The following is a 20,797-nucleotide window of genomic DNA, read 5'->3' as shown; positions in this document are numbered from 1 at the left end:
GTTTCAAAGTTGTCAACAATTTTATCGCATACGTTTTAAAAACGTGATAGGATAGACATAAAAGGAGGTATGTACTATGGACCATCAACAAATGGCACTTATACATATTTTTTCATGGAGTGCAGCAATTATTCTGTTTGTAATTGCTTATGTCATGATTAAGCAAAATAAACAAGAGAAACCGATAAAAATTTTACAAATGACTTTACGTTTATTTTATGTTCTTGTTATTGCTACAGGGGCTGACTTATTCTTCCGTTTTTACTTCGGTGTACAAAGTGAGTATTTCGCTGAATCGATTATTAAATTAATCGCCGGGGTATGGGTTATTGCCGCAATGGAAATGACTTTGGCAAAAGCTAAAAAAGGTAAAAGAGAATTCGCTGGCTGGTTACAGCTTGCTTTTGCATTAACTATTGCATTAGCATTAGGCTTCGGTCGCTTGCCATTCGGCTTTTTACCTTAAGAGGAGTCCCTGTTAAAAGGGGCTTTTCTATTTTAAACAGTACTTTAAAGCGAGGTAACAGCGATGAGACGATTAACCGTTTTATTAGTTTCACTCGTTGCACTCATGCTTGTCTTCCCAATAGTCGGACAAGCTGAACAGGGCGATGAGCGAAACAGTTATTATTATATTTTGATCGATCGCTTTCAAAATTCTAATAGCATAACAGAAGAAGGAGTAGACCGTAATGACCCTTTTGGTTTTCATGGCGGTGACATTGTCGGTATAACTGATCGAATCAGTCATATTGAGGATGATTTAGGTATTTCTCATGTTGTGCTATCACCAGTTTTTGCAAGTGAGGATTACACAGGTCAAACTGTTTTGGACTACGAACAAATCCAACAAACTTTCGGCTCAGTTGAAGATGCAATTGAGACAGTAGACATGTTTAATGAAGCAGGGATTGAGGTTATACTACACTTCCCAATGGAACAAGTGAGTGAAAACAGTCCATTAATGGAAGAAGAGTGGGTAACTGAAGAAGGAACAATTCAGTTGGAAGATGAAGCAGCACAAGCTTACATGTTAGAGCAAATGACAGAGTGGCAAAAAATGTTAGGTACATCTGGTTTCTATATTTCAAATGCTGATCCATTACCGGTTGATTATGTCGACACTCTAACAAATGAGCTGTCGGATCAATTTTGGATTAGCGAGTTAGCTGATTTCAATGAAAGTAACGTTGAATCTATATTAGATGCAGGATTTGATCGTGTGCTTCATGGTGAGTTTCGTGAAGACGCACGTGAATTGTTTAAAACGATCGAAGTAGATTATGATTCAATATTGAATGATCCATATTTAGATGACGAACGTGTTGTCCATTACATGGATCACTACACGACAGATCGCTTTACAAGAGCTATGGAAGAAAGTGGTCTTCATCCAATCACACGGTGGAAAATGGCATTAACTTATTTATATATGACGCCGAATGAACCATGGTTATTCCAAGGTACAGAGGTTCCATCTGATGGGTTAGTTGAGGATAATAGCCACCATGCGATGGTCAACTTTTTAAGTGGTGATGAACAATTAATTCGCCATATTGAGAAGTTAGAAAGCTTTAACGGCCATTTTCCTGAAGTAAGTCATGGTGACATGAATGTTTTACATGACGACGATTATTTCTTAGTATTTGAACGTGAACATGAGGGAAATCGTGTGCTTGTAGCAATTAATAACAGCCCGGAATTTCAATATACAGAAATTGACCATTTACCAACGGATATGGAAATGCGCGGGTTAATTGAAGATGATTTGATTCGTGAAAATGAAGACGGCACGTACACAGTTTCATTAGAACGCGAATCGTCTAACGTCTTTAATGTACAGCCGAACCAAGGCATTTATTGGCCACTAACGTTGCTTTTCTTCGGTGTTTTAGGAGCATTTATCGTATTTGCGATTATCATGTATCGTAAAAACAGAAGAGAAGATCGAACGAAACAAGATCAAAATAGTAAAGAGTAAAGCAGAGGATTACGCCTCTGCTTTATTTTTGCTTATAAGCTCATCCAATCGTAATACCCTAACCAGTCTAATAAGAAGGCTAAGACGATTACCGTGATTGTACCGGTTATAAATAAAGAGATGATAAACTTAATCTTTTTAACTTGGATCCACACAATGAACATAAGAATAAGTACAAATATAATTCCAATCATGACCGCTGAAGAGAAACTTGTTGGTGTAATAAAGTCAATCCAATTAACCGAGTCCATAATATCCTCCTTAAAATAATCTATTAAACTGATTATAATATATATTTCATAGAAAGAATATTATGAAGAGAATAAATAAAATACCCAGATGATTGGTTAACACATTAATCATCTGGGTATATTTAAGATATAGAGTTATTGCTGGACATCATCTAAAAAGAAGAGTGCAATCGTACCTGGTCCAGCATGAGCACCAATGGCTGAGCCGATTTGGTGAATGATGACGTCTTGTGGACTGTATACCTCTTTAAGTTTATCTGCTAGTTTTTGAGCCGTTTCTTCATCATCACCATGCGTAATGGCAATCGTCTGTTGATCTAATGAGTTACCGCGCTCACCAGCTAAATCAACCATGCGGCCGATTACTTTTTTAGAGCCTCTTACTTTCTCAAGAGGTACTAGTTTACCATCTTCAACATGAAGAAGTGGTTTAATTTTTAACATACCGCCAACAAAGGCTTGAGCTTTACTAACGCGTCCACCACGCTGTAAGTATTCTAAGTCATCTACGGTGAAAACATGAACCATATGATTCACGTAAAAATTCGCTGTGTCTAGGATGTCCTGAACGCTTCCGCCATTTGCGATTGCTTCTGCAGTATGATAGGCTACTAGGCCGTGTCCCATCGATGCAGCGCGTGTATCAATGATGTAGATCTCTGCACTTTCGTTGTCATCTTCTATTTGTTGTTTAGCAATCATTGCACTTTGATAAGTACCGGATAATTCTGATGAAAATGCTAGATAAATGACAGGTCTACCTTCATCAGTATACTGTTTGAATACGTCATAAAACGTATCAGGTGTTGCTTGCGCTGTTTTAGGTGCAGAACCTTCACGCATAGCGTCATATACTTTCTGTGAGTCAATGGTGTCGCGATCATAATAATCTTGTCCATCTAAATGGACAATTAACGAGACGATGTCAATGTCGTGTTGTTCTAAAATGTCTTTAGGTAAATCTGAACCTGAATCAACAATTAATTTTACGCTCATGGATTTCCTCCTAGATATTTCTTTCAATCACTATTATACTTTAGTTTAATAGGACAAATTGCATACGTCAATGCTAGACAGGAGGCTATTATGTTTATATTTGAAGCAAAACGATTTGTAATCGTTATTATCGGCGCATTTTTTAATGCAATCTCACTTAACTTCTTTTTAGAGCATGCTAACGTATTCGCTAGTGGCTTTACAGGAGTTGCCCAAATATCTGCGAGTATATCTCAAGATTTTTTTAATATAGATATTAGTACAGGTATTCTATTATTCTTACTTAACATTCCCGTAGTCATATTAGGTTGGCTTAAAGTTGGAAAAGGGTTTACGATTTATAGTATTATTTCGGTATTATTTATGACTTTATTTCTTGAAACAATCCCAATAAGAGTTATTGCTGATGACGACATCCTGTTAAATGCTGTGTTCGGTGGCTTGTTTGGTGGAATTGGTGTTGGTATGACATTAAAATGGGGTGCATCAACAGGTGGTATGGACATTATCGCGATGGTTCTATCACGATTAAAAGACCGTCCAATCGGTGTTTACTTCCTGTCGCTGAATGGTGCGATTATAATCGCTGCTGGACTAGTATATGATGCTGAAAAAGCTTTATATACATTAGTTACGTTATATGTCACAACACGTGTGATCGACGCGATTCATACTCGACACAGTAAGTTAACAGCCATGATTGTAACGGCAAAAGGTCAAGAAGTAACAAAAGCGATCCATTCGAATATGGTTCGAGGGATTACGCGTGTACCAGCTAAAGGTGCTTTTACTGATGAAGACCGTGAAATGCTTGTCATAGTTGTAACACGTTATGAACTATATGATTTAGAAAATATCGTCAAAGAAGCTGATCCTAATTCATTTACTAATATTGTTCAAACGACTGGTATATTTGGCTTCTTTAGAAAAGAAGACGAAAAAGTGTAACGGTAAAATTTTGCATACGTCTAATAGAGTACAAAAATAAGTACGCGAGGTGTTCGTATGAAAAAAATCGTATTTTACTTGATGGTTTTATTATTAAGTATAGCTTTAATTGGCTGTGGAACTGGTGGACAAGATACAAAACCTGATGAAGGTGAAAATAATACAGGAGAACAGCCAAATGATGATAAAGAAGAAAGTAAAGAAGAATTAACAGGAGTGGATGCTTTGTTGGATCAACTAAGGTTTGATGTCGATGTTCAACCAGGTGAAGACAATGTTAAGTTTAATATGAAGCTGACTCATGAAGGAGATGAAGATTTAACGTTATCATTTTCGTCTGGTCAAAAGTTTGAAATCGTCGTAACAGATCCAAATGGTGAAGAGGTTTATCGTTTTTCAGAGGGAATGATGTTTACCCAAGCCATTGAAACGAGTGAGTTGTCTCCAGGAGATGAGTTGGATTTCCAAGATTCTTGGGACTATACGAAAGATGGAGTGAAAGTTGATTCAGGAGAATATGAAGCAACAATTGAGTTAATGGTGTATGAAGTTAATGGTGAGGAAATTCAAGAACATCCGTTTAAAGAAGACGTAACGTTTGAAGTGCCATAAGAGGTATAATTCAGCGACGGCAAAATATCGTTGCAGTTCGCCGAATTATTTAGAATTTCGCCGGAAAATTCATGTGAATCGCCGGAATAATTGAATTTTCGCCGAAAAATCAAAAAAAGCGCTGAATGATGATGTGAAAATAAAAGTTCCAGCTGATTAGCTGGAACTTTTATTAATAACCGTAGCCTTCGATTACTTTCTCCACTTTAGGAGATAATTCTTCCCATTGAGCGTCAAAAGTTTTATTAACGGTAATGAAGTTGTAGTAACCGAATACGTTATCGACACCGTCTAATTCCATTAAGTCATTTAAGATGTTGTGTTCGCTTGTCTCACCTTGCATGACAGAGATGCTATCATCACCTTCAAAAATGACACTGTCTACTGTGAATTTCATTGCATTTGGATTTGGTGTTGGTTCTGCAATTACAGCCATCGTGAATCCCTCCCTGAATTTCTCTCTTATATCTTAGCATGAAATAAGTCAGTACAAAAGAAAAGTCATTTAGAAAATGGTATGATAAATAGTGGAGAGGGGGATTAGATGCGTTATTTATACATAGCAATTGTTGTTGGGTTAATTGCCTCCACAGCGATCAGCTTATATTTGTACGTGATCGAGGCTTTTACAGGTAAGCAATTATTTACTTTATTATTAAACATTGATTTCATCTATACACCGAGTGAAGCAGTTCCAGACAATTTTTATCTTGCTTTTGAATACGCTTTACATGTGCTAGTGGCTACATTGATTGTTTGTGTTTATTTATACTTAATCACGAAAAAAAATAAGATATGGGAACGTCGCATGGAAGTGGCAGCTTTATTGTCGTTTATCGCTTTTTTAACTTACTTTCCGTTAACAATTTTAGCAAAAACGACGACACCCGCACCTGCAGATATCGTCGCTATTTTTGACTGGTTTATCGCTCATGTTATTTTCTTTTTTAACTTGTATTACATTACAGAGTGGTTGTTTAAAAAGACGACAAAACAGACCACTTAAACGTTCGTTAATTGATCAACATTTTTATATTCGAAAAAACCGTCTAAAAGTTTCTGGCTAATGGGTCCTGGTTGTCCATTAGCTATTTTTTGTCCTTCGATATCTACAACCGGTGTTACTTCAGCTGATGTTGATGTAATGAATACTTCGTCAGCTTCTTTTAAATCTGCTAAGCTAAACACAGTTTCCTCATACGGAATGTTTAACTGATTAGCTAAGTGGAAAATGTAACGACGTGTAATCCCGTTTAAAATTAAATTGTCTGCAGGATGCGTATATAGCTTACCGTCTTTAACAATAAATACGTTTGTTGAAGAACCTTCTGTAACATGGTCTTCATTACGGAAAAAAATCGCCTCATTAGCATTCGCGTTATGTGCTTTTTGTTTTGTCATGACATTACCTAATAGGTTTAAACTTTTAATGTCACAACGCAACCAACGAAAATCTTTTTGTAAAATCGTTGTGATGCCTTGCGCTTGTGATTTTAGTGGTCGTGATAATTGTAATGGGTAAGCAAATAAGACTGGTTGTGCACCTTCTGGATAAGGGTGGTTACGTGGTGCTACACCACGAGTGATTTGTAAGTATATACCGCCGTCATCGATGCTATTCTTATCAATTAACTGCTGAAGTAATTGGCTTAACCTTTGTTCGTTAACGTCATAATCAATTTCTACTTCATTTAAGCTATATTGCAGACGATCTAAATGGTCTTGTAATAAAAATGCTTCACCATCATATACACGGACAACTTCATAAACTCCATCACCAAATTGGTGTCCACGATCTTCCATATCAATTGTTGCTTCATTCCGTTCAATAAATTCGTTATTTTTTAGTACGATCATCTACTTCATCTCCTATCATGACTTTCATGTTATTCATTATGTTAGTTGAAAAAGCTTAATATGTAAATATTGAAAAAGTCTTAAATATTAATAGAAGTATTTTAAAATAATAATAAAAAAAGCACCGATTTGGGACAAATCGATGCTTTGTAGTGTTTATACAATTCTTTTACGAATATAAGTACTTGCGTAGTCAATGACTGTAACGACGATGATGATGACGAGCAAAATCATCCCCATATCGTTCCAGTTACGTCCACTTTGTGCGAAAAATATCATCGTACCAATACCACCAGCACCGACGTAACCTAAAATAGTAGAAGCACGTACGTCAATTTCGAAGCGGTAAATAGCATATGATAAAAATTCAGGAATAACCTGCGGAATAATACCATGGAACATAATTTGAATCTTATTTGCTCCATTAGCTTGCATGGCTTCAACAACATTCATATCAATTGATTCAAGAACTTCAGCATAAAGTTTACCTAACATACCTGTTGAGCCGATCGCAATGGCTAAAATACCAGCGAATGGTGTAGGTCCTACGGCTACAACAAATAGAATAGCTAAAATAATCTCTGGAAATGCACGAACACCACTTAGTATCCATTTACCAAAGGTAGCTAATATACGACTGTTAGACATATTAAACGCAGCTAAGAAGCCTAAAGGAACAGCAATAATGGCAGCCGCTAATGAACCAACGTAAGCAATAAATATCGTTTCAATCATCATTTCAATGACTTCAGGCGCTCGTTCCCAATTTGGACTAAATAGTTGAGGGATGACACGGTCAAAGTTAGATGTAAAGCGCTCTATTACGCGTCCGAAATCAATATTGATTGAAGCAAAAGTCCACACATAAAGTGCAATGACTGCTATAGCAATAGCGATGTTACGAATGATTTGTTTTGTTGATCTTGGTTTTTTTGGAGGTAATTGTTGACTCATTATATAATCGCCTCCCTTATCTTACCGCTGATGTATTCAATGAGAATTACTACAGCGAAAATAACGATGATGATTGTCATAACCGCACCATAGTTGTTGAAACTGAACTGGTTCATAAGTAGCTGACCGATACCACCAGCACCAACTAAACCAATTACGACAGATGCTCTAATGTTAATCTCAAAAACGTACAACGAGAATGATGTAAACTGCGGCAAGACTTGTGGAACGACACCATAAGCAATAGCTTGTATAGTGTTAGCTCCAGAAGCACGCATCGCTTCTACTGGATGCATGTCCACTGATTCAATAGTCTCACTAATTAATTTTGCAAGAATACCTAGTGAGAAAATAAATAGAGCGACAATACCACCGAATACGCCAATACCGAATAAACCAACGAAAATAACAGCTAATACAACGTCTGGAATTGTACGTAAAATGTTCATAATAAGACGTGTCGTGTTATAGATGAACCAATTCGTTGTAATATTATTAGCAGCTAATAAGCTAACAGGGATTACAACTAATGTTGAAAAGGTAGAGGCGATGATTGCCATATGGATTGTTTCAAACAATGTATTCATGGCAGGCCCTAAAACACCCATGTTTAACGGGAACAATTTATCAGTAATTTGGGTCATATTGCTAAATCCCCAAATTAACGCGTTTAAATCGACACCTGTACGCCAAGAGCTAAAAAGTAAAAAGATGATAATAACAAAGAAGATCACTGTAATCTTTGCTTTTACTCGCCAAGGTGAAAGAAGAGGTGCATAGTTGTCCTCATTTATGGTCGGTTTAGACATTTTGTTCGACATCTTCTTCTACACCTCCGCGTAAATCATCTTCACGGATTGAACGACCATAGATTTCTTCAAACGTCTCTTCAGTTACTTCTGAAACTGGACCATCAAATACAACTTCACCAGCTCTCATACCGATAATACGGTCAGCATATTCCATCGCCATATCAATGAAGTGTAAGTTAACGATGGTTGTAATACCATCTTCTTTGTTGATCTTGCGTAAATATTGCATCACTTGGTGAGAAGTAGGTGGGTCAAGTGATGCGACAGGTTCGTCTGCTAATATATATTTAGGCTTTTGAGTCAGGACACGTGCGATACTAACACGTTGTTGTTGACCACCACTAAGCTCATCTGCACGATTATAAAGTTTTTCATCAATATTGACTCGTTTTAAACTTTCATAAGCTAATGCTTTATCGTCTTTACTAAAAAGGTTGAAGACAGATCGTATTGTTCCAGTATGACCTAAACGGCCAGCTAATACATTTTTGATTACATTATTACGTTTAACTAAGTTGTAACTTTGGAAAATCATCCCGACTTTTGTGCGCAACTTACGTAGGCCACGACCTTTGTAATCTAAAATGTTGTCATCATCAACATGTAACTCTCCTTCTGTAGGAGTGACAAGCCGGTTAATACTACGAATGAAAGTTGATTTTCCAGCACCTGATAAACCAACAATAACAACAAATTCACCGTCTTCAATTTTTAGGTTGACATCTTTTAAACCTTGATGTCCGTTCGGATAAACTAATGACAAATCTTTAAATTCAATCACAATTTTCACCTCATGCCTGTAAGTTTATGCAAGTATTATATAGTTATAGATTAATTAAATCAATTTTCCAAATCAGATTTTTCTAAAAAGTTTTATATAGCCTAAAAGGGAGGATTTCTCCTCCCTTTTAAGGTCTAAATTGATAATTTTAAAGTCTATTAGTCTAATGAAACTTCATCTCTAAAGCGGTCGTATGTTTCAGCTACAACATCATATTCAGAGTGTTCAGCTACATCAATCGCATCCCAAGTATAAACATCGTTCATAATTTGAATCATGTCATCATCTTCATTGAAAGATAGGAATGCTTCACGAATCTCGTCAACTAAGTCATCATCTAGTTCATTGATTACAGAGATTGTATCGTTTGGAATATCATCAGTGTAGTCAATGACTTTTAATTCATCGAAAATGTCAGGATAATCTTCTTCTAAGTTATCACGAACATCATCAAATGTAGTTGCTACATCAGCATCGCCATCATAAACTGCAATTGCTGCTGTGTCGTGTCCACCTACTGAAACTGTGTCGCCAAACCAGTTATTTGTTAGATCACTTTGACTTTCAATGTCAAATTTGTCCATTAGTTGAGAAGCTGGGAATAAGAAACCTGAAGTTGACGTTGCATCAGCGTATGCCCAAGTCTTACCTTCTAAATCTTCTAAAGTTTCAATGCCAGAATCTTCACGTACTAAGTACTGAGCTTGATAAGTAGAATCACCATGTCTAATAGACTTTAAGATTACTTCTACATCATACTCTTCATTCGCAATTACATATCCGAATGCTGGAATGAAACCGATATGTACTTGCTGTGACCCCATTGATTCAACTAGACTGTTGTAATTCGTCATTGTGCGTGCTTCAACGTCTTTTCCTAGAATCTCTGCTAACTCATCAGCTAGAGGTTCTACTGTTTCTGCAATTGTGTCAGAATCTTGAGATGGCACAAAGCCCATGACTAACTCATCTGGATTACCTTCATCCCCTGTTGTACCACATGCTGCGAGCAACATCATAAGTGCTACAGTTGCAAATGTTAGAAACTTTTTCAAAACTGTCTCCCCCTTGAATATATAGATTATTTTGAAACACTTTAATTATAAATAATCTGTGACATTAGTACAACATAATTTTAAAATTATGTTGTAAATTTACGAATTCTTAACAAAAAAAGTGACACAAGTCGAATTGTGTCACTTTTTAGGGTGTTGAATTACTTATATTCATTTAACTCGTTCTCTAATTGTTGTAATTCCTGTTCTTCTTCGGGTGAACATGATTGGTATGCTGACTGGATACATTGCTGGATTGCTTTAACTTCTTGTTCATCTGCTTGGGCTTGTCCGTTTGGCTGTCTATCTCTTCCAGAAAGGTTTTGCATTGCTTGCCTAGCTTGGTTTAAAAACTTATTTTCCATTAAAATCCTCCTCGGTTGTACATGTTCTGTTCCCTACGTTTACGATCTTGATCTGTAAATGCACGACGACCTGTTTTCGATTGAGGATTCACATTAGTATTACGCTGCTGTTGCTTCTTCTGACGCATGAAGCTCCTCCTTTAATGGAAATGAAGTATAAGGCTTACATTACGGTCTCGTTTAGCTTTAGGATCCTAAGTTCAACGATTGATGAAATCAGCGTTAGTTGAACACGAATGATCGCGTTCAAGAATAGTGTGTGTCAATTAGAGCAAAATATAATTGGTTATATTTACGTTTATAAATTAAAAAAAGACCGCTAATTTAGCGGTCGAATCAGTTTAAACCTTTTTAGTTAGGACACTTTTAGGTAAGCTTAAATATTCTTCTAAAAATTGTGCAACACCATCATCGTGGTTTGTTGTTGTAATTTCGTTAGCCATTGACTTTAATTCGTCAATACCATTCCCCATAGCGACTCCGACACCAGCATAGTCAATCATTTCGAAATCGTTATCTTCATCACCAAATGCAATAATACGATCCTTTGAAATGCCATATTCTTGAGCGATCTTTTGAACACCAACAGCTTTGTGCATATTAGATCGAATCACTTCAATCACATGGAAAGGTGCACCCCATTTACGATGGTCAACGACTGTTGCATGGCGGTCTGTTAGAGTTTGACGAATTTGATCTACACGATCATCGAATGGGTGAATTAATACTGATGAAGGATCTTGTGCTAAGTTCTCTTGAATTTTTCCGAATGTAGCTGGTTGTTCAAGTCCTGCTTGGAAAAAATGCGTAATGTCATGTTGGTTGTCATACTCAATGTATACTTCATCCATAATTTCAGCTAAAATGTTTTGAACACCAACGTTATAACACGTTTCAACAATATCATAAGCTACATCTTTCGGAAGTGGTGAGTGCATATGATCCCAATTCGCTTGTTTCGGGTGGTGAATTAAAGCACCATTCATATTGACAATTGGTGTATCTAATGCCATTTGATGATAAAACTGTTTACTAACACGATAAGGACGCCCCGTTGCAATTGCTACAATATGCCCTTCTTTTTTCGCTGCTTCAATCGTTTTTAACGTACGTTCAGAAATTACTTTATGATCATTTAGTAAAGTACCATCTAAATCTAACGCAATTAAATGCTGTTGTTTCATGGTTTCACCTCATTACCCTTTTTATATCTAATTAAATTATAATAACATATTTTTCTTGAAATGTCATGGTTCTTTTGCTTGCAAATGACTAACATTTGTTAAGGATAAATATATGATTTATTATAGTAATAAAGTGAAAAGGGAGGGCGTTTAAATGGGGATTGTTATAGATCGTCAACTTGTTGATGATATTCCAATATTAATGATTCATGAACAAGATAAGCAAGCAGCACCACTACCAGTAGTTATTTATTTTCACGGGTTTACGAGTGCTAAGGAACAAAATTTGCCAATCGCTTATATGTTAGCTGAACAAGGTTATCGTGTCATTCTTCCTGAAGCTGTTCATCATGGTGAAAGAAGAGGGGATAAAACTGATAATGAAATTCAGTTTGCCTTCTGGAAAATTGTACAGCACAACTTAGTTGATCTGCATAAACTAATGAACTGGTTAACGCGAGGTGGTTTGTTAGAAGCTGGACGGTTAGGAGTTGCTGGAACGAGTATGGGCGGAATTACAACCGCAGCTGCGCTAACACAGTTTGAGCAAGTAAAAGTAGCAGGTCTTATGATGGGGTCAGCTAAGCTTCAATATATGGCTCATTATTTACTGAAAGGTATTGAGCAACAAGGGATTGAGTTACCATACACAAATGACGAAATTGCAGCACAAGTTGATGAGCTAGGTAAAATCGACCTATCTCAACAAATAGAAGTCATTAATGGGCGTCCAGTTTTAATTTGGCACGGTGAAGAAGATCGTGTTGTGCCTTTTGACCATGCTGTTGATTTTTATGAACAGTTGGAGCAAAACGGTGAAAACGTAAAGTTTGTCAGCGAAAAAGGTCGTGACCATAAAGTAAGCCGCGAAGGTATGATTGAATTAACAAATTGGATGAAAACTTATTTATAATTCGTTTATTTTACTTTAAAATTAAGTGTAATCATGTTTATAATAAAGTAAGAACGTTTGAAGGAGGACTATGCATGGATCAGGCATTAGAAGAGAATCTGTGGGGTGCTGTTGAGAATGTTATTGACCCTGAGCTAGGGATTGATATTGTGAACTTAGGGCTTGTTTATAATATCGATTTAGATGATGAAGGCTTAGCAACAGTAACAATGACATTAACAGCGATGGGTTGTCCACTTGCGGCAACAATTGAATCAGATGTAAAAAATGCACTTTCAGATATACCTGAAGTTAATGATGTTGAAGTTAATATCGTATGGAATCCACCATGGACGAAAGATCGTATGTCTCGTTATGCTAAAATTGCACTTGGTATTCCAGACTAAAACTAAAAAAACCGACTGTGAACTTACCACAGTCGGTTTTTTGTTTATTTATAAGAAAATAACAACTAAGGCTCCTACTGCCATACAATAATAAGCGAAGTATTTCAATTTGCCGGCTGTCATGACATTGATAAAAAGTAATAACGCGAAGTATGATGCAACAATTGTTGCAACAAGTGCAATTAGGTACAAGACGAACTGATTGGATAATTCAGGTGTACTTAAGACGTCACTGACTGCAAAAATCATCGTTCCTATGCTGACTGGTATATACATTAAGAAAGAAAACTTTAAAGCACTACGTCTATTAAAGCCGATTAACATAGCAGCTACAATCGTTGCACCAGATCGACTAATACCGGGAATCAGTGCAAGCGATTGGGCAAAACCAACGATTACAGCATCAGTTAATGTAATCTCTGCATCTCCTTTATACCCTTTCAAATTTCGAATAATCCATAATGCGATCGCTGTTAAAATTAAAGTTACTCCAACAATCTTTACATGTTCGGAAATTCCACTAATCGTATCGTTAAACAAGACTCCTATAACTCCAGCTGGGATTGTAGCGATAAATAATAAGAATAAGTAATAAAAATCTTGCTGTGTATTTTCCTCTCGCTTGATTAAGTAATGGCTACTGTTAATCATAAGCTGCCAAATGTCTTTTCGGTAAATAATAACTACAGCAATCAGTGAACCAAAGTTAATAAAGGCTTCAAAAGTAATACCTGGGTCGTTCATGTCTAATAGCTCTCGCAAAATCACTAAATGGCCACTTGAGGAAACGGGTATTGGCTCAGTAAAACCTTGAAATAATCCTAAAAATAAATACCTTAACACTTCAACTAACTCATTCATATACATTGGTCCCTCCTTAAACCTCCTAAAACTATGCACATGTACTGGGCTATTTGAATACATTGTACTTAGAAAGGGGAGGTTACATTGGTACATCATTCTAAAGAACACAAACTTGACTTGTGTCAAAACCACCTTAAACAACATGTTTTAGTTGAAACGACAACAGGCGATCAAATTGAAGGTTATGTCATTGAAGTGGATGATGAGCATGTCCATTTAGTTGTACCGTCGCAACAAATTCCTCATCTACCTGTTCGTGCTTATGGCGGCTACGGTCCTTATGGAGGTTATTACGGTGGTGGGTATGGCTCGCACTATGGCTATCCACCATATGAATATGGCCTTAGTCGTTTAATTATTCCTTTAACTTTTGTTGCAGCACTAAGTTTACTGCCTTGGTAGGTGAAGAAACGAGGTTGACTTACCCTTATAGGAAGTCAACCTCGTTTGCTATTCGTTAGGTTTGTCTTTAAGTACGACTTCACTTAAGAATACCGCGACTAAAGTGAATGTAACCGCGATTGCAACAGTACCTGTAAGATCAAATGAATATCCAGCCATGCTACTGATTACATATACAATCATTGCACTAAGTAAAAAGCTCCAAATAGCTGTCCAAATTAAACGCATATTTTTCACCTCATTTATCTATACATTCCATACTATAGTTTATCAAAGCTCTATTGAAAAATAAATATAAAAATTTTGGCGAATGTGTCAAACATTTAAGGAGAGTTTTTATGAGAGTTTTTGTATACCCTTGTTTTGATCAATTTGGGTACCAACTCGTAAATTATTATTTGAACAGCGGGGTTGAAGTGGTGGGTTCTGGTTCCCTTGAGACTGAAGATGAAATGTTTTATTTTGCGATGGTAGGACGCAATTCCAACTTCAATTTTGTTGAAGGAGAAGAAGTTGAACAGAGAGAGCCTTTTGACCAGGCATTCTTAATCGGGGAAGATTTTAATGTTAATGCTAAGCAAATATTTAAGATAGCGACTAATAAAAATAAAAATTCAGACATTTAATTTCTTGCTATTTTGATGGATTGCCACCACAATAGTTATTAAAAGATGAATTATACGTATCGGGGTGTGCAAGATTGTATAAGTGGCTATTTTTAATAATGATCACACCAATGATTTTATCAAGTTGTGGTTACTTTAATAGTGGACAACTTAATAATGTTGGGCTTTTATTAGAAGGTACAATTCACGATGAAACGTGGGGACGTGGAGCATACTTAGGTAGTTTAAATATAAAAGAAGAGCAAAATGTTAGTGCCTTATTGCGTGAGAATATCGATAATTATCGTGAAGCGGAAGAAGCCGTTCAAGACTTTGCTAGTCAAGGTGTGAATTTAGTGTTTGGACATGGTGTGAATTTTGGTCGAATGTTTGAACAGATGAATGAGTATCATCCTGATATTCAATTCGTTTATTTTAATGGTCAAACTTTTGATCGTAATATTACGAGTGTGAATTTTGATGGCTATCATATGGGTTTCTTCTCTGGGATGTTGGCAGCAGAAATGACTGAAACGAATCAGATAGGTGTCATCTCAGCTTATCATCATCAAGGTGAAGTGCAAGGTTTTTATGAAGGAATTCAAGCAGTCGATCCCACGATTAATACGACTATTAATTCTGTCAATAGCTGGCATGACCAGCAACGAGCGATGATGGTTTTTGATCAAATGTTGGATCAAAATATAGATGTTATTTATCCGGCAGGTGACGGTTTTAATGTGCCGGTTATTCGAGCAGCTGAGCAACATGACATCTATGCAGTTGGTTATATTCATGATCAATATGATGTAGCACCTGAAACAGTTATAACTAGCACAGTTCAAGAGGTTGAAGGTTTGTATTTGGAAATTGCACAAATGTATAATGAAGGTACACTACCTTCAGGTATTATGAACATTTCCTTTGATCAGGATTATATTTACTTAGGTGAATATGGTGATGATGTTCCAATCCATTTAGCGGCACATATTGACGAGATGATTGAACAGTATATAGAGACTGGAAGATTACCACAATAATATTTTTCGCCATTTAGAAGAAAGTTATCTTTTAAATGGATTTAATTTTTGGTAAAATTAGAACCAGGTCATAATATATGATTATATAAGTTAATCGTTAGGAGATGACAGAATGAAAGCAGGTTTAATTGGTACTGGACATTATGTACCAGAAAATGTTGTTACAAATCATGATTTAGAGAAGATTGTGGATACATCGGATGAGTGGATTCGTACAAGGACTGGTATAGAGGAAAGAAGAATTGCCTCTGATGATATGAATACATCTGATATGGCATATGAAGCAGCACGCGATGCGTTAAATGAGGCGGATTTAAAAGCAGAAGAACTTGATATGATTTTAGTTGCTACGGTAACGTCTGATATGGGATTCCCATCAGTAGCATGTCAATTACAAGAGCGTTTAGGCGCAAGACAAGTAGCTGCAATGGATATTAGTGCGGCTTGTTCTGGTTTTATTTACGGCATTGTTACTGCAAAGCAGTTCATTGAAGCTGGAGTTCACCAGAATATTTTAGTCGTTGGAGTGGAAAAACTATCTAAAATTACGGATTGGTCTGATCGAAACACTGCGGTATTGTTTGGTGATGGTGCCGGAGCAGCTGTGGTATCTAATGTTTCTGAAGGTAAAGGAATTTTGTCACATGAGTTAGGTTCAGACGGCACAGGAATCCCTTACTTGCATCAGACAGATGAGGACCACATTTATATGAATGGCCGCGAAGTGTTCAAATTTGCTGTTCGTCAAATGGGTGAATCGTCGCTTAATGTCGTTCACCAAGCAGGTTTAACGAAAGATGATGTTAATTACTTGATTCCGCATCAGGCGAATATTCGAATTATGGAAGCAGCGAGAGAGAAATTAGAAATACCGGTAGAGAAAATGTCAAAATCGGTTGACCGATATGGTAATACGTCAGCAGCATCAATCCCAATTGCATTGTCAGAAGATGTTAAAGCAGGTAGAATTAAAGAGGACGATGTCGTTGTGTTAGTCGGCTTTGGCGGTGGTCTAACTTGGGGTGCCGTTGCATTAAGATGGGGTAAATAAAAGGATGAAGGACTTTAGGAGGTTAAAAAAATGTCAAAAAGACGAGTGGTCGTAACAGGTGTTGGAGCTGTGTCTCCAGTTGGTAATGATGTTGAAACAATTTGGAACAATTTACTTGCAGGTCATGTTGGAATCGATACAGTAACTAAAGTAAATCCAGATGACTTCCCGGCGAAAATTGCAGCAGAACTTAAGGATTTTGATCCTTCATTATATATGGATAAACGTGAAGCGAAACGAATGGATTTATTTACACAGTATGCTGTAGCGGCATCTAAAATGGCGTTAGATGACGCTCAACTTGAAATTGATGAAGCACTAGCACCTAAAGCGGGTGTTTGGATCGGTTCTGGTATTGGTGGCATGTCAACGTATGAAGAGCAGTTTAGAAAGTTTATGGAAAAAGGGCAACGTCGTGTTAGTCCGTTTTTCGTACCGATGATGATTCCAGATATGGCTTCTGGTCAAGTTTCAATTATTTTTGGAGCAAAAGGAATTAACTCTTGTACGGTAACAGCATGTGCTTCAGGAACAAACTCTATTGGTGATGCGTACAAAGTAATCGAACGTGGCGATGCTGATGTTATGATTACTGGAGGTACTGAAGCACCAATTAATAATATGTCTTTTGCAGGCTTTTCTAGTGCGAAAGCTTTAACGACAAATGAAGACCCTAAAAAAGCAAGTCGTCCGTTTGATCAAGACCGTGACGGATTTGTTATGGGTGAAGGTGCAGGAATCGTCATTCTTGAGTCACTTGAATCAGCGCAAAAGCGTGGAGCGAAAATTTATGCTGAAGTTGTCGGTTATGGATCAACAGGTGATGCCCATCACATTACAGCTCCGGCACCAGAAGGCGAAGGAGCAGCTCGCGCAATGGAACAAGCGCTTGATGATGCAGAAATGACAGGTGAAGATATTCAATATATTAATGCACACGGTACGAGTACAGAATTAAATGACCCTTATGAAACAAACGCTGTTAAAACAGTCTTCAAAGATCATGCCTATAATTTGGCTATGAGCTCAACGAAATCAATGACAGGTCACTTATTAGGAGCTGCTGGTGGTTTAGAAGCAATTATTACGGTTTTATCAATAAAAAATAATATCATGCCACCGACAGTAAACTATGAAACACCTGATGAGGACTGCGATTTAGATTATGTGCCGAATGAAAAGCGTGAAGCAGAAATAACGGCTGCCATGTCGAACTCATTAGGTTTTGGTGGTCACAACGCTTCGTTAGTATTTAAAGAATATAAATAATAAAAAGGTTGAATCGGCTTATGCAGATTCAACCTTTTTTGTCGATAATTAGATTTACTTAGCTAGTGCTGTATCATCTAGCTCAAATCCTAATCCAGGTTTGTCACTCATGATCAGTTCACCGTGACCATTTGGCTTAACTGTTTCTTTTAAGACGAAATCACGACGTTCGTTTGTCCAAGCAGGAGGATCATATGGAAATTCAATATAAGGACAATCGCTTATAGCAACACTTAAATGTAAATTCGCTAATAATCCAATCCCATTACTCCACGTGTGAGGTGAGAAGATATGTCCGCTCCCTTGGACTAACTCTCCAATTTTCTTCACTTGAGTAATACCTCCAGCTAATGCGACATCTGGTTGATAAACATCAAGTGACCCATAGTCAGCCATTTCTCTGAAGTCATGCCATCTTCTGTTCATTTCCCCACCAGCTATTCTTATTGAAGTTAATTCTCTAAGCTTTGCCATTCCTTTAAAATCATGTGTGGGAAGAGGCTCTTCTAAGCAACAAGTAGATTTTACATGGGATTATACTGGTACGGGACTAGTAACTTATTTAGATGAAGAGCCTGTCTCGACAGCAGAAGAAGCATTTGAAGCAGTTCGTGAAATTGATGAGCAAAACGGAATTACTTGGATGAACCCGACAGAAGTTAATAATACGTATACATTAATGGTACGTCAATCATTCGCTGATTCTGATGGTGTTGAAAGCTTATCAGACTTAGCTGATTATGTTAATGCAGGTAATGAGCTTAACGTAGCGATTAATGATGAGTTCTCTGCACGTCCTGATAGTTACGGTGCCTTAGAAGAGCATTACGGTTTTGAGCTCCCATCAGCTGATGTTGAGTTAATGGATTTAGGTTTAACGTATGCTGCATTGAGAGATGAAGAAGTTGATGTTGCGATGGGCTTTAGCCACAGATAGTCGTATCGAACAGTTTGATTTAATGAACCTAGAAGACGACCAAGACTTCTTCCCAGACTATACTGCAGCAGTTGTTCGTACAGATGTACTAGAAGCTAATGAAGATTTAGCAGATTTAACTGAACCAATGGCTAACGCTTTAGATAGTGATACGATGATTGAATTGAACTATCAAGTGAATGTTGAAGAAAGAAGTGTACAAGAAGTAGCTAAAGAATTTTTGATTGAACAAGGTATTATTGAATAACAAAGTCTTTATTTTACACAGGTCTAACATTCGTTAGAACCTGTTTTTTTATGGTTATATATTAATGTTTAGTCTTACTGTCACATATATTGAATTAAGGAAAAGGACAAGTCACCAAAGGACAGGCATCAAAAATGGGAGATGCTAATGATGTGGCAGTTAATAATGTTTTTTATCGGTTTTGGATTTACGTGTGTTGGAGCAGTATCGATTATTGGTTACTTAAACTTCTTACCTGTCGGCATGGGATGGTATGATTTTGTGTTATTTATTTATAAAAGACCAGAGTGTTATTTGCTTCCACTCGGCTCTTTCATTATGATCTTGGCCATGTATAAAAACCCATTTAGTTCATAAATTAAGAATAAAAATATGTCACTTGGTGATAATGAACATAAACGGATTAACACTTAAAGTGAGGGATGTTAATGATGTACGTTCATGATATTTGGGTGAACTGGTTTGAAGGGGAGGAAAATGGTTATAACGTTTGCCATTTTCATGAGTGGCGTAAAAATGACTCAATTGAGCTGCTCGATCAAGTCCCAGTTGTTTATGTAACAAAGGAGCTTTTTAACTACATAGAAAATGATATGTCTGACTTACCGAAACCTTTGTTAGAAGCAGTTTATAAACGTGCATACTTAAAGAAACAACATAAGAGAATCTCACTAGAATATGCCTTTGTTGCAACAGATGGACACCAAGTGCTGGTCATCGACACATTAGGTTACGATATTCCGGTTAGAAAGAGTCGTGTCATTCCAAGGCAAGAACGATTAGTGCTAGATTTAATCACACACAAACGCCCATTAGACTTTTCTTATAAGCCGAGAAAAGGACAAAAAGATTATCACATTTTATCATTACAACCTGAATATATGATGGGCTTAACGAGAAAAGAGCGCCAGCTTAAGCATTTGCTCATGTTAATGCTTGATCAGTTAAAACAAAGCAAACGTATTGATGAATTACGTTATTGGCTTACTGAATGGCGACCAGAGATGTATCAAGAGATTCAACAAATGACTTTTGAAGAAGGGTTTGAGTTATTAATTAATGAAGCTTGTGAAGGATGGAGTATTCAACATGAAGAAATGTGTGAAAAAATGGCGAAAGGTCAACCATTTTTTGAACGCCTTTGGGAAATGGAACAACAGAAGAAAAATGTGTTGAAAAGGTGATGTAAATAGCCTGCGCAAAGGGATTGTGCAGGCTTTTTTATTTTCAAAAGAGAAATGGTATCCAAGAATATTGAATAGAAGGAATAATTACCGAATAGGGGGA

30 protein-coding genes are annotated in these 20,797 nt (G+C 36.9%); 16 read left to right on the top strand and 14 right to left on the bottom strand.

Going from position 1 to position 20,797, the window contains the following annotated elements:
• Positions 1 to 76: 76 nt before the first annotated feature.
• Positions 77 to 466: a YisL family protein gene (locus tag A194_RS0103215; protein WP_017185452.1), complete on the top strand. Its 390-nt coding sequence runs from the start codon at positions 77 to 79 to the stop codon at positions 464 to 466.
• Positions 467 to 529: 63 nt separating this feature from the next.
• Positions 530 to 1,981 carry an alpha-amylase family glycosyl hydrolase gene (locus A194_RS0103210; RefSeq protein WP_017185451.1) on the top strand — a complete coding sequence of 484 codons (1,452 nt, stop codon included), beginning with the start codon at positions 530 to 532 and terminating at the stop codon, positions 1,979 to 1,981.
• 32 nt (positions 1,982 to 2,013) lie between these two features.
• Here A194_RS0103210 and A194_RS0103205 read toward each other — a convergent pair whose 3' ends face one another.
• Both A194_RS0103205 and A194_RS0103200 read right to left on the bottom strand, forming a co-directional pair.
• Positions 2,014 to 2,232, bottom strand: a complete 219-nt coding sequence (locus A194_RS0103205; protein ID WP_017185450.1) for a hypothetical protein — start codon at positions 2,230 to 2,232, stop codon at positions 2,014 to 2,016.
• 135 nt (positions 2,233 to 2,367) lie between these two features.
• Entirely contained in the window at positions 2,368 to 3,228 is an 861-nt protein-coding gene (locus A194_RS0103200) for a DegV family protein (protein WP_017185449.1), read from the bottom strand.
• A 90-nt stretch (positions 3,229 to 3,318) separates the two neighbouring features.
• On the opposite strand from A194_RS0103200, the gene A194_RS0103195 reads away from it, so the two are divergent.
• Entirely contained in the window at positions 3,319 to 4,176 is an 858-nt protein-coding gene (locus A194_RS0103195; protein ID WP_017185448.1) for a YitT family protein, read from the top strand.
• 57 nt (positions 4,177 to 4,233) lie between these two features.
• Positions 4,234 to 4,788: a BsuPI-related putative proteinase inhibitor gene (locus A194_RS19240; RefSeq protein ID WP_017185447.1), complete on the top strand. Its 555-nt coding sequence runs from the start codon at positions 4,234 to 4,236 to the stop codon at positions 4,786 to 4,788.
• Between the two features lie 172 nt (positions 4,789 to 4,960).
• Here the strand turns inward: A194_RS19240 and A194_RS0103185 are convergent, their stop codons facing one another.
• The gene (locus tag A194_RS0103185; RefSeq protein WP_017185446.1) at positions 4,961 to 5,224 is read right to left on the bottom strand and encodes a NifU N-terminal domain-containing protein; all 264 of its coding nucleotides are present in this window, start codon (positions 5,222 to 5,224) and stop codon (positions 4,961 to 4,963) included.
• Between the two features lie 108 nt (positions 5,225 to 5,332).
• Here A194_RS0103185 and A194_RS0103180 point away from each other — a divergent pair, with 108 nt between their 5' ends.
• Entirely contained in the window at positions 5,333 to 5,794 is a 462-nt protein-coding gene (locus tag A194_RS0103180; protein WP_017185445.1) for a hypothetical protein, read from the top strand.
• On the opposite strand, the gene dat is transcribed toward A194_RS0103180, so the two are convergent.
• The 8 genes from dat to A194_RS0103140 form a co-directional block, all read right to left on the bottom strand.
• On the bottom strand, positions 5,791 to 6,645 hold the full coding sequence (gene dat, locus A194_RS0103175) for a D-amino-acid transaminase (protein WP_017185444.1): 855 nt from the start codon (positions 6,643 to 6,645) through the stop codon (positions 5,791 to 5,793). The two genes, A194_RS0103180 and dat, sit on opposite strands and share 4 nt — an antisense overlap.
• Before the next feature lie 156 nt (positions 6,646 to 6,801).
• Positions 6,802 to 7,599 (bottom strand): phosphonate ABC transporter, permease protein PhnE, encoded by a 798-nt coding sequence (gene phnE, locus A194_RS0103170; RefSeq protein WP_017185443.1) that lies wholly within the window; start codon positions 7,597 to 7,599, stop codon positions 6,802 to 6,804.
• Positions 7,599 to 8,420, bottom strand: a complete 822-nt coding sequence (phnE, locus tag A194_RS0103165) for a phosphonate ABC transporter, permease protein PhnE (protein ID WP_017185442.1) — start codon at positions 8,418 to 8,420, stop codon at positions 7,599 to 7,601. The genes phnE (A194_RS0103170) and phnE (A194_RS0103165) overlap by 1 nt, the downstream gene beginning before the upstream one ends.
• Entirely contained in the window at positions 8,401 to 9,192 is a 792-nt protein-coding gene (phnC, locus tag A194_RS0103160) for a phosphonate ABC transporter ATP-binding protein (RefSeq protein ID WP_017185441.1), read from the bottom strand. Before phnC ends, phnE (A194_RS0103165) begins: the two co-directional genes overlap by 20 nt.
• 158 nt (positions 9,193 to 9,350) lie before the next feature.
• Positions 9,351 to 10,247 carry a phosphate/phosphite/phosphonate ABC transporter substrate-binding protein gene (locus tag A194_RS0103155; RefSeq protein ID WP_017185440.1) on the bottom strand — a complete coding sequence of 299 codons (897 nt, stop codon included), beginning with the start codon at positions 10,245 to 10,247 and terminating at the stop codon, positions 9,351 to 9,353.
• A 161-nt stretch (positions 10,248 to 10,408) separates the two neighbouring features.
• The gene (locus A194_RS0103150) at positions 10,409 to 10,612 is read right to left on the bottom strand and encodes a DUF3813 family protein (RefSeq protein WP_017185439.1); all 204 of its coding nucleotides are present in this window, start codon (positions 10,610 to 10,612) and stop codon (positions 10,409 to 10,411) included.
• The gene (locus tag A194_RS20930) at positions 10,612 to 10,740 is read right to left on the bottom strand and encodes a hypothetical protein (RefSeq protein WP_017185438.1); all 129 of its coding nucleotides are present in this window, start codon (positions 10,738 to 10,740) and stop codon (positions 10,612 to 10,614) included. The genes A194_RS0103150 and A194_RS20930 overlap by 1 nt, the downstream gene beginning before the upstream one ends.
• Positions 10,741 to 10,953: 213 nt before the next feature.
• A complete protein-coding gene (locus A194_RS0103140) occupies positions 10,954 to 11,796 on the bottom strand; it encodes a Cof-type HAD-IIB family hydrolase (protein WP_017185437.1) in 843 nt (280 codons plus the stop codon).
• A gap of 154 nt (positions 11,797 to 11,950) precedes the next feature.
• Here A194_RS0103140 and A194_RS0103135 point away from each other — a divergent pair, with 154 nt between their 5' ends.
• Together A194_RS0103135 and A194_RS0103130 are read left to right on the top strand one after the other, a co-directional pair.
• A complete protein-coding gene (locus A194_RS0103135; protein ID WP_017185436.1) occupies positions 11,951 to 12,709 on the top strand; it encodes an alpha/beta fold hydrolase in 759 nt (252 codons plus the stop codon).
• Between the two features lie 74 nt (positions 12,710 to 12,783).
• Positions 12,784 to 13,095, top strand: a complete 312-nt coding sequence (locus tag A194_RS0103130; RefSeq protein ID WP_017185435.1) for a metal-sulfur cluster assembly factor — start codon at positions 12,784 to 12,786, stop codon at positions 13,093 to 13,095.
• 48 nt (positions 13,096 to 13,143) lie between these two features.
• On the opposite strand, the gene A194_RS0103125 is transcribed toward A194_RS0103130, so the two are convergent.
• Positions 13,144 to 13,956 (bottom strand): undecaprenyl-diphosphate phosphatase, encoded by an 813-nt coding sequence (locus A194_RS0103125; RefSeq protein ID WP_029424958.1) that lies wholly within the window; start codon positions 13,954 to 13,956, stop codon positions 13,144 to 13,146.
• Between the two features lie 87 nt (positions 13,957 to 14,043).
• On the opposite strand from A194_RS0103125, the gene A194_RS0103120 reads away from it, so the two are divergent.
• Positions 14,044 to 14,361 carry a hypothetical protein gene (locus A194_RS0103120; protein ID WP_017185433.1) on the top strand — a complete coding sequence of 106 codons (318 nt, stop codon included), beginning with the start codon at positions 14,044 to 14,046 and terminating at the stop codon, positions 14,359 to 14,361.
• A 48-nt stretch (positions 14,362 to 14,409) separates the two neighbouring features.
• Here the strand turns inward: A194_RS0103120 and A194_RS0103115 are convergent, their stop codons facing one another.
• Positions 14,410 to 14,589 (bottom strand): YjzD family protein, encoded by a 180-nt coding sequence (locus A194_RS0103115; protein ID WP_017185432.1) that lies wholly within the window; start codon positions 14,587 to 14,589, stop codon positions 14,410 to 14,412.
• Between the two features lie 110 nt (positions 14,590 to 14,699).
• On the opposite strand from A194_RS0103115, the gene A194_RS0103110 reads away from it, so the two are divergent.
• The 4 genes from A194_RS0103110 to fabF all read left to right on the top strand — a co-directional run bounded on the left by A194_RS0103110 (position 14,700) and on the right by fabF (position 18,326).
• Positions 14,700 to 14,987, top strand: a complete 288-nt coding sequence (locus A194_RS0103110) for a hypothetical protein (protein WP_017185431.1) — start codon at positions 14,700 to 14,702, stop codon at positions 14,985 to 14,987.
• 74 nt (positions 14,988 to 15,061) lie between these two features.
• On the top strand, positions 15,062 to 16,006 hold the full coding sequence (locus tag A194_RS0103105) for a BMP family ABC transporter substrate-binding protein (protein ID WP_029424957.1): 945 nt from the start codon (positions 15,062 to 15,064) through the stop codon (positions 16,004 to 16,006).
• Between the two features lie 112 nt (positions 16,007 to 16,118).
• Positions 16,119 to 17,057 (top strand): beta-ketoacyl-ACP synthase III, encoded by a 939-nt coding sequence (locus A194_RS0103100; protein WP_017185429.1) that lies wholly within the window; start codon positions 16,119 to 16,121, stop codon positions 17,055 to 17,057.
• Between the two features lie 30 nt (positions 17,058 to 17,087).
• Positions 17,088 to 18,326: a beta-ketoacyl-ACP synthase II gene (fabF, locus tag A194_RS0103095; protein ID WP_017185428.1), complete on the top strand. Its 1,239-nt coding sequence runs from the start codon at positions 17,088 to 17,090 to the stop codon at positions 18,324 to 18,326.
• Positions 18,327 to 18,380: 54 nt separating this feature from the next.
• Here the strand turns inward: fabF and A194_RS17060 are convergent, their stop codons facing one another.
• A complete protein-coding gene (locus A194_RS17060) occupies positions 18,381 to 18,800 on the bottom strand; it encodes an enolase C-terminal domain-like protein (RefSeq protein WP_017185427.1) in 420 nt (139 codons plus the stop codon).
• A 16-nt stretch (positions 18,801 to 18,816) separates the two neighbouring features.
• Here A194_RS17060 and A194_RS19235 point away from each other — a divergent pair, with 16 nt between their 5' ends.
• From A194_RS19235 to A194_RS0103075, 4 genes are all read left to right on the top strand, one after another.
• Positions 18,817 to 19,263, top strand: a complete 447-nt coding sequence (locus A194_RS19235) for a glycine betaine ABC transporter substrate-binding protein (protein ID WP_017185426.1) — start codon at positions 18,817 to 18,819, stop codon at positions 19,261 to 19,263.
• The gene (locus A194_RS19230) at positions 19,235 to 19,510 is read left to right on the top strand and encodes a glycine betaine ABC transporter substrate-binding protein (protein ID WP_017185425.1); all 276 of its coding nucleotides are present in this window, start codon (positions 19,235 to 19,237) and stop codon (positions 19,508 to 19,510) included. Before A194_RS19235 ends, A194_RS19230 begins: the two co-directional genes overlap by 29 nt.
• A 150-nt stretch (positions 19,511 to 19,660) precedes the next feature.
• A complete protein-coding gene (locus A194_RS0103080) occupies positions 19,661 to 19,867 on the top strand; it encodes a YuzI family membrane protein (RefSeq protein WP_017185424.1) in 207 nt (68 codons plus the stop codon).
• 71 nt (positions 19,868 to 19,938) lie between these two features.
• Positions 19,939 to 20,694 (top strand): DUF3603 family protein, encoded by a 756-nt coding sequence (locus tag A194_RS0103075; RefSeq protein ID WP_017185423.1) that lies wholly within the window; start codon positions 19,939 to 19,941, stop codon positions 20,692 to 20,694.
• The last annotated feature ends 103 nt before the right edge of the window (positions 20,695 to 20,797 follow it).

The sequence above is a fragment of the Alkalibacillus haloalkaliphilus C5 genome, from assembly GCF_000269905.1.
GTDB classification, from domain to species: domain Bacteria; phylum Bacillota; class Bacilli; order Bacillales; family Alkalibacillaceae; genus Alkalibacillus; species Alkalibacillus haloalkaliphilus_A.
Note: the sequence above shows the minus strand (reverse complement) of the source record. Positions and strands in the feature narration are given on the sequence as shown.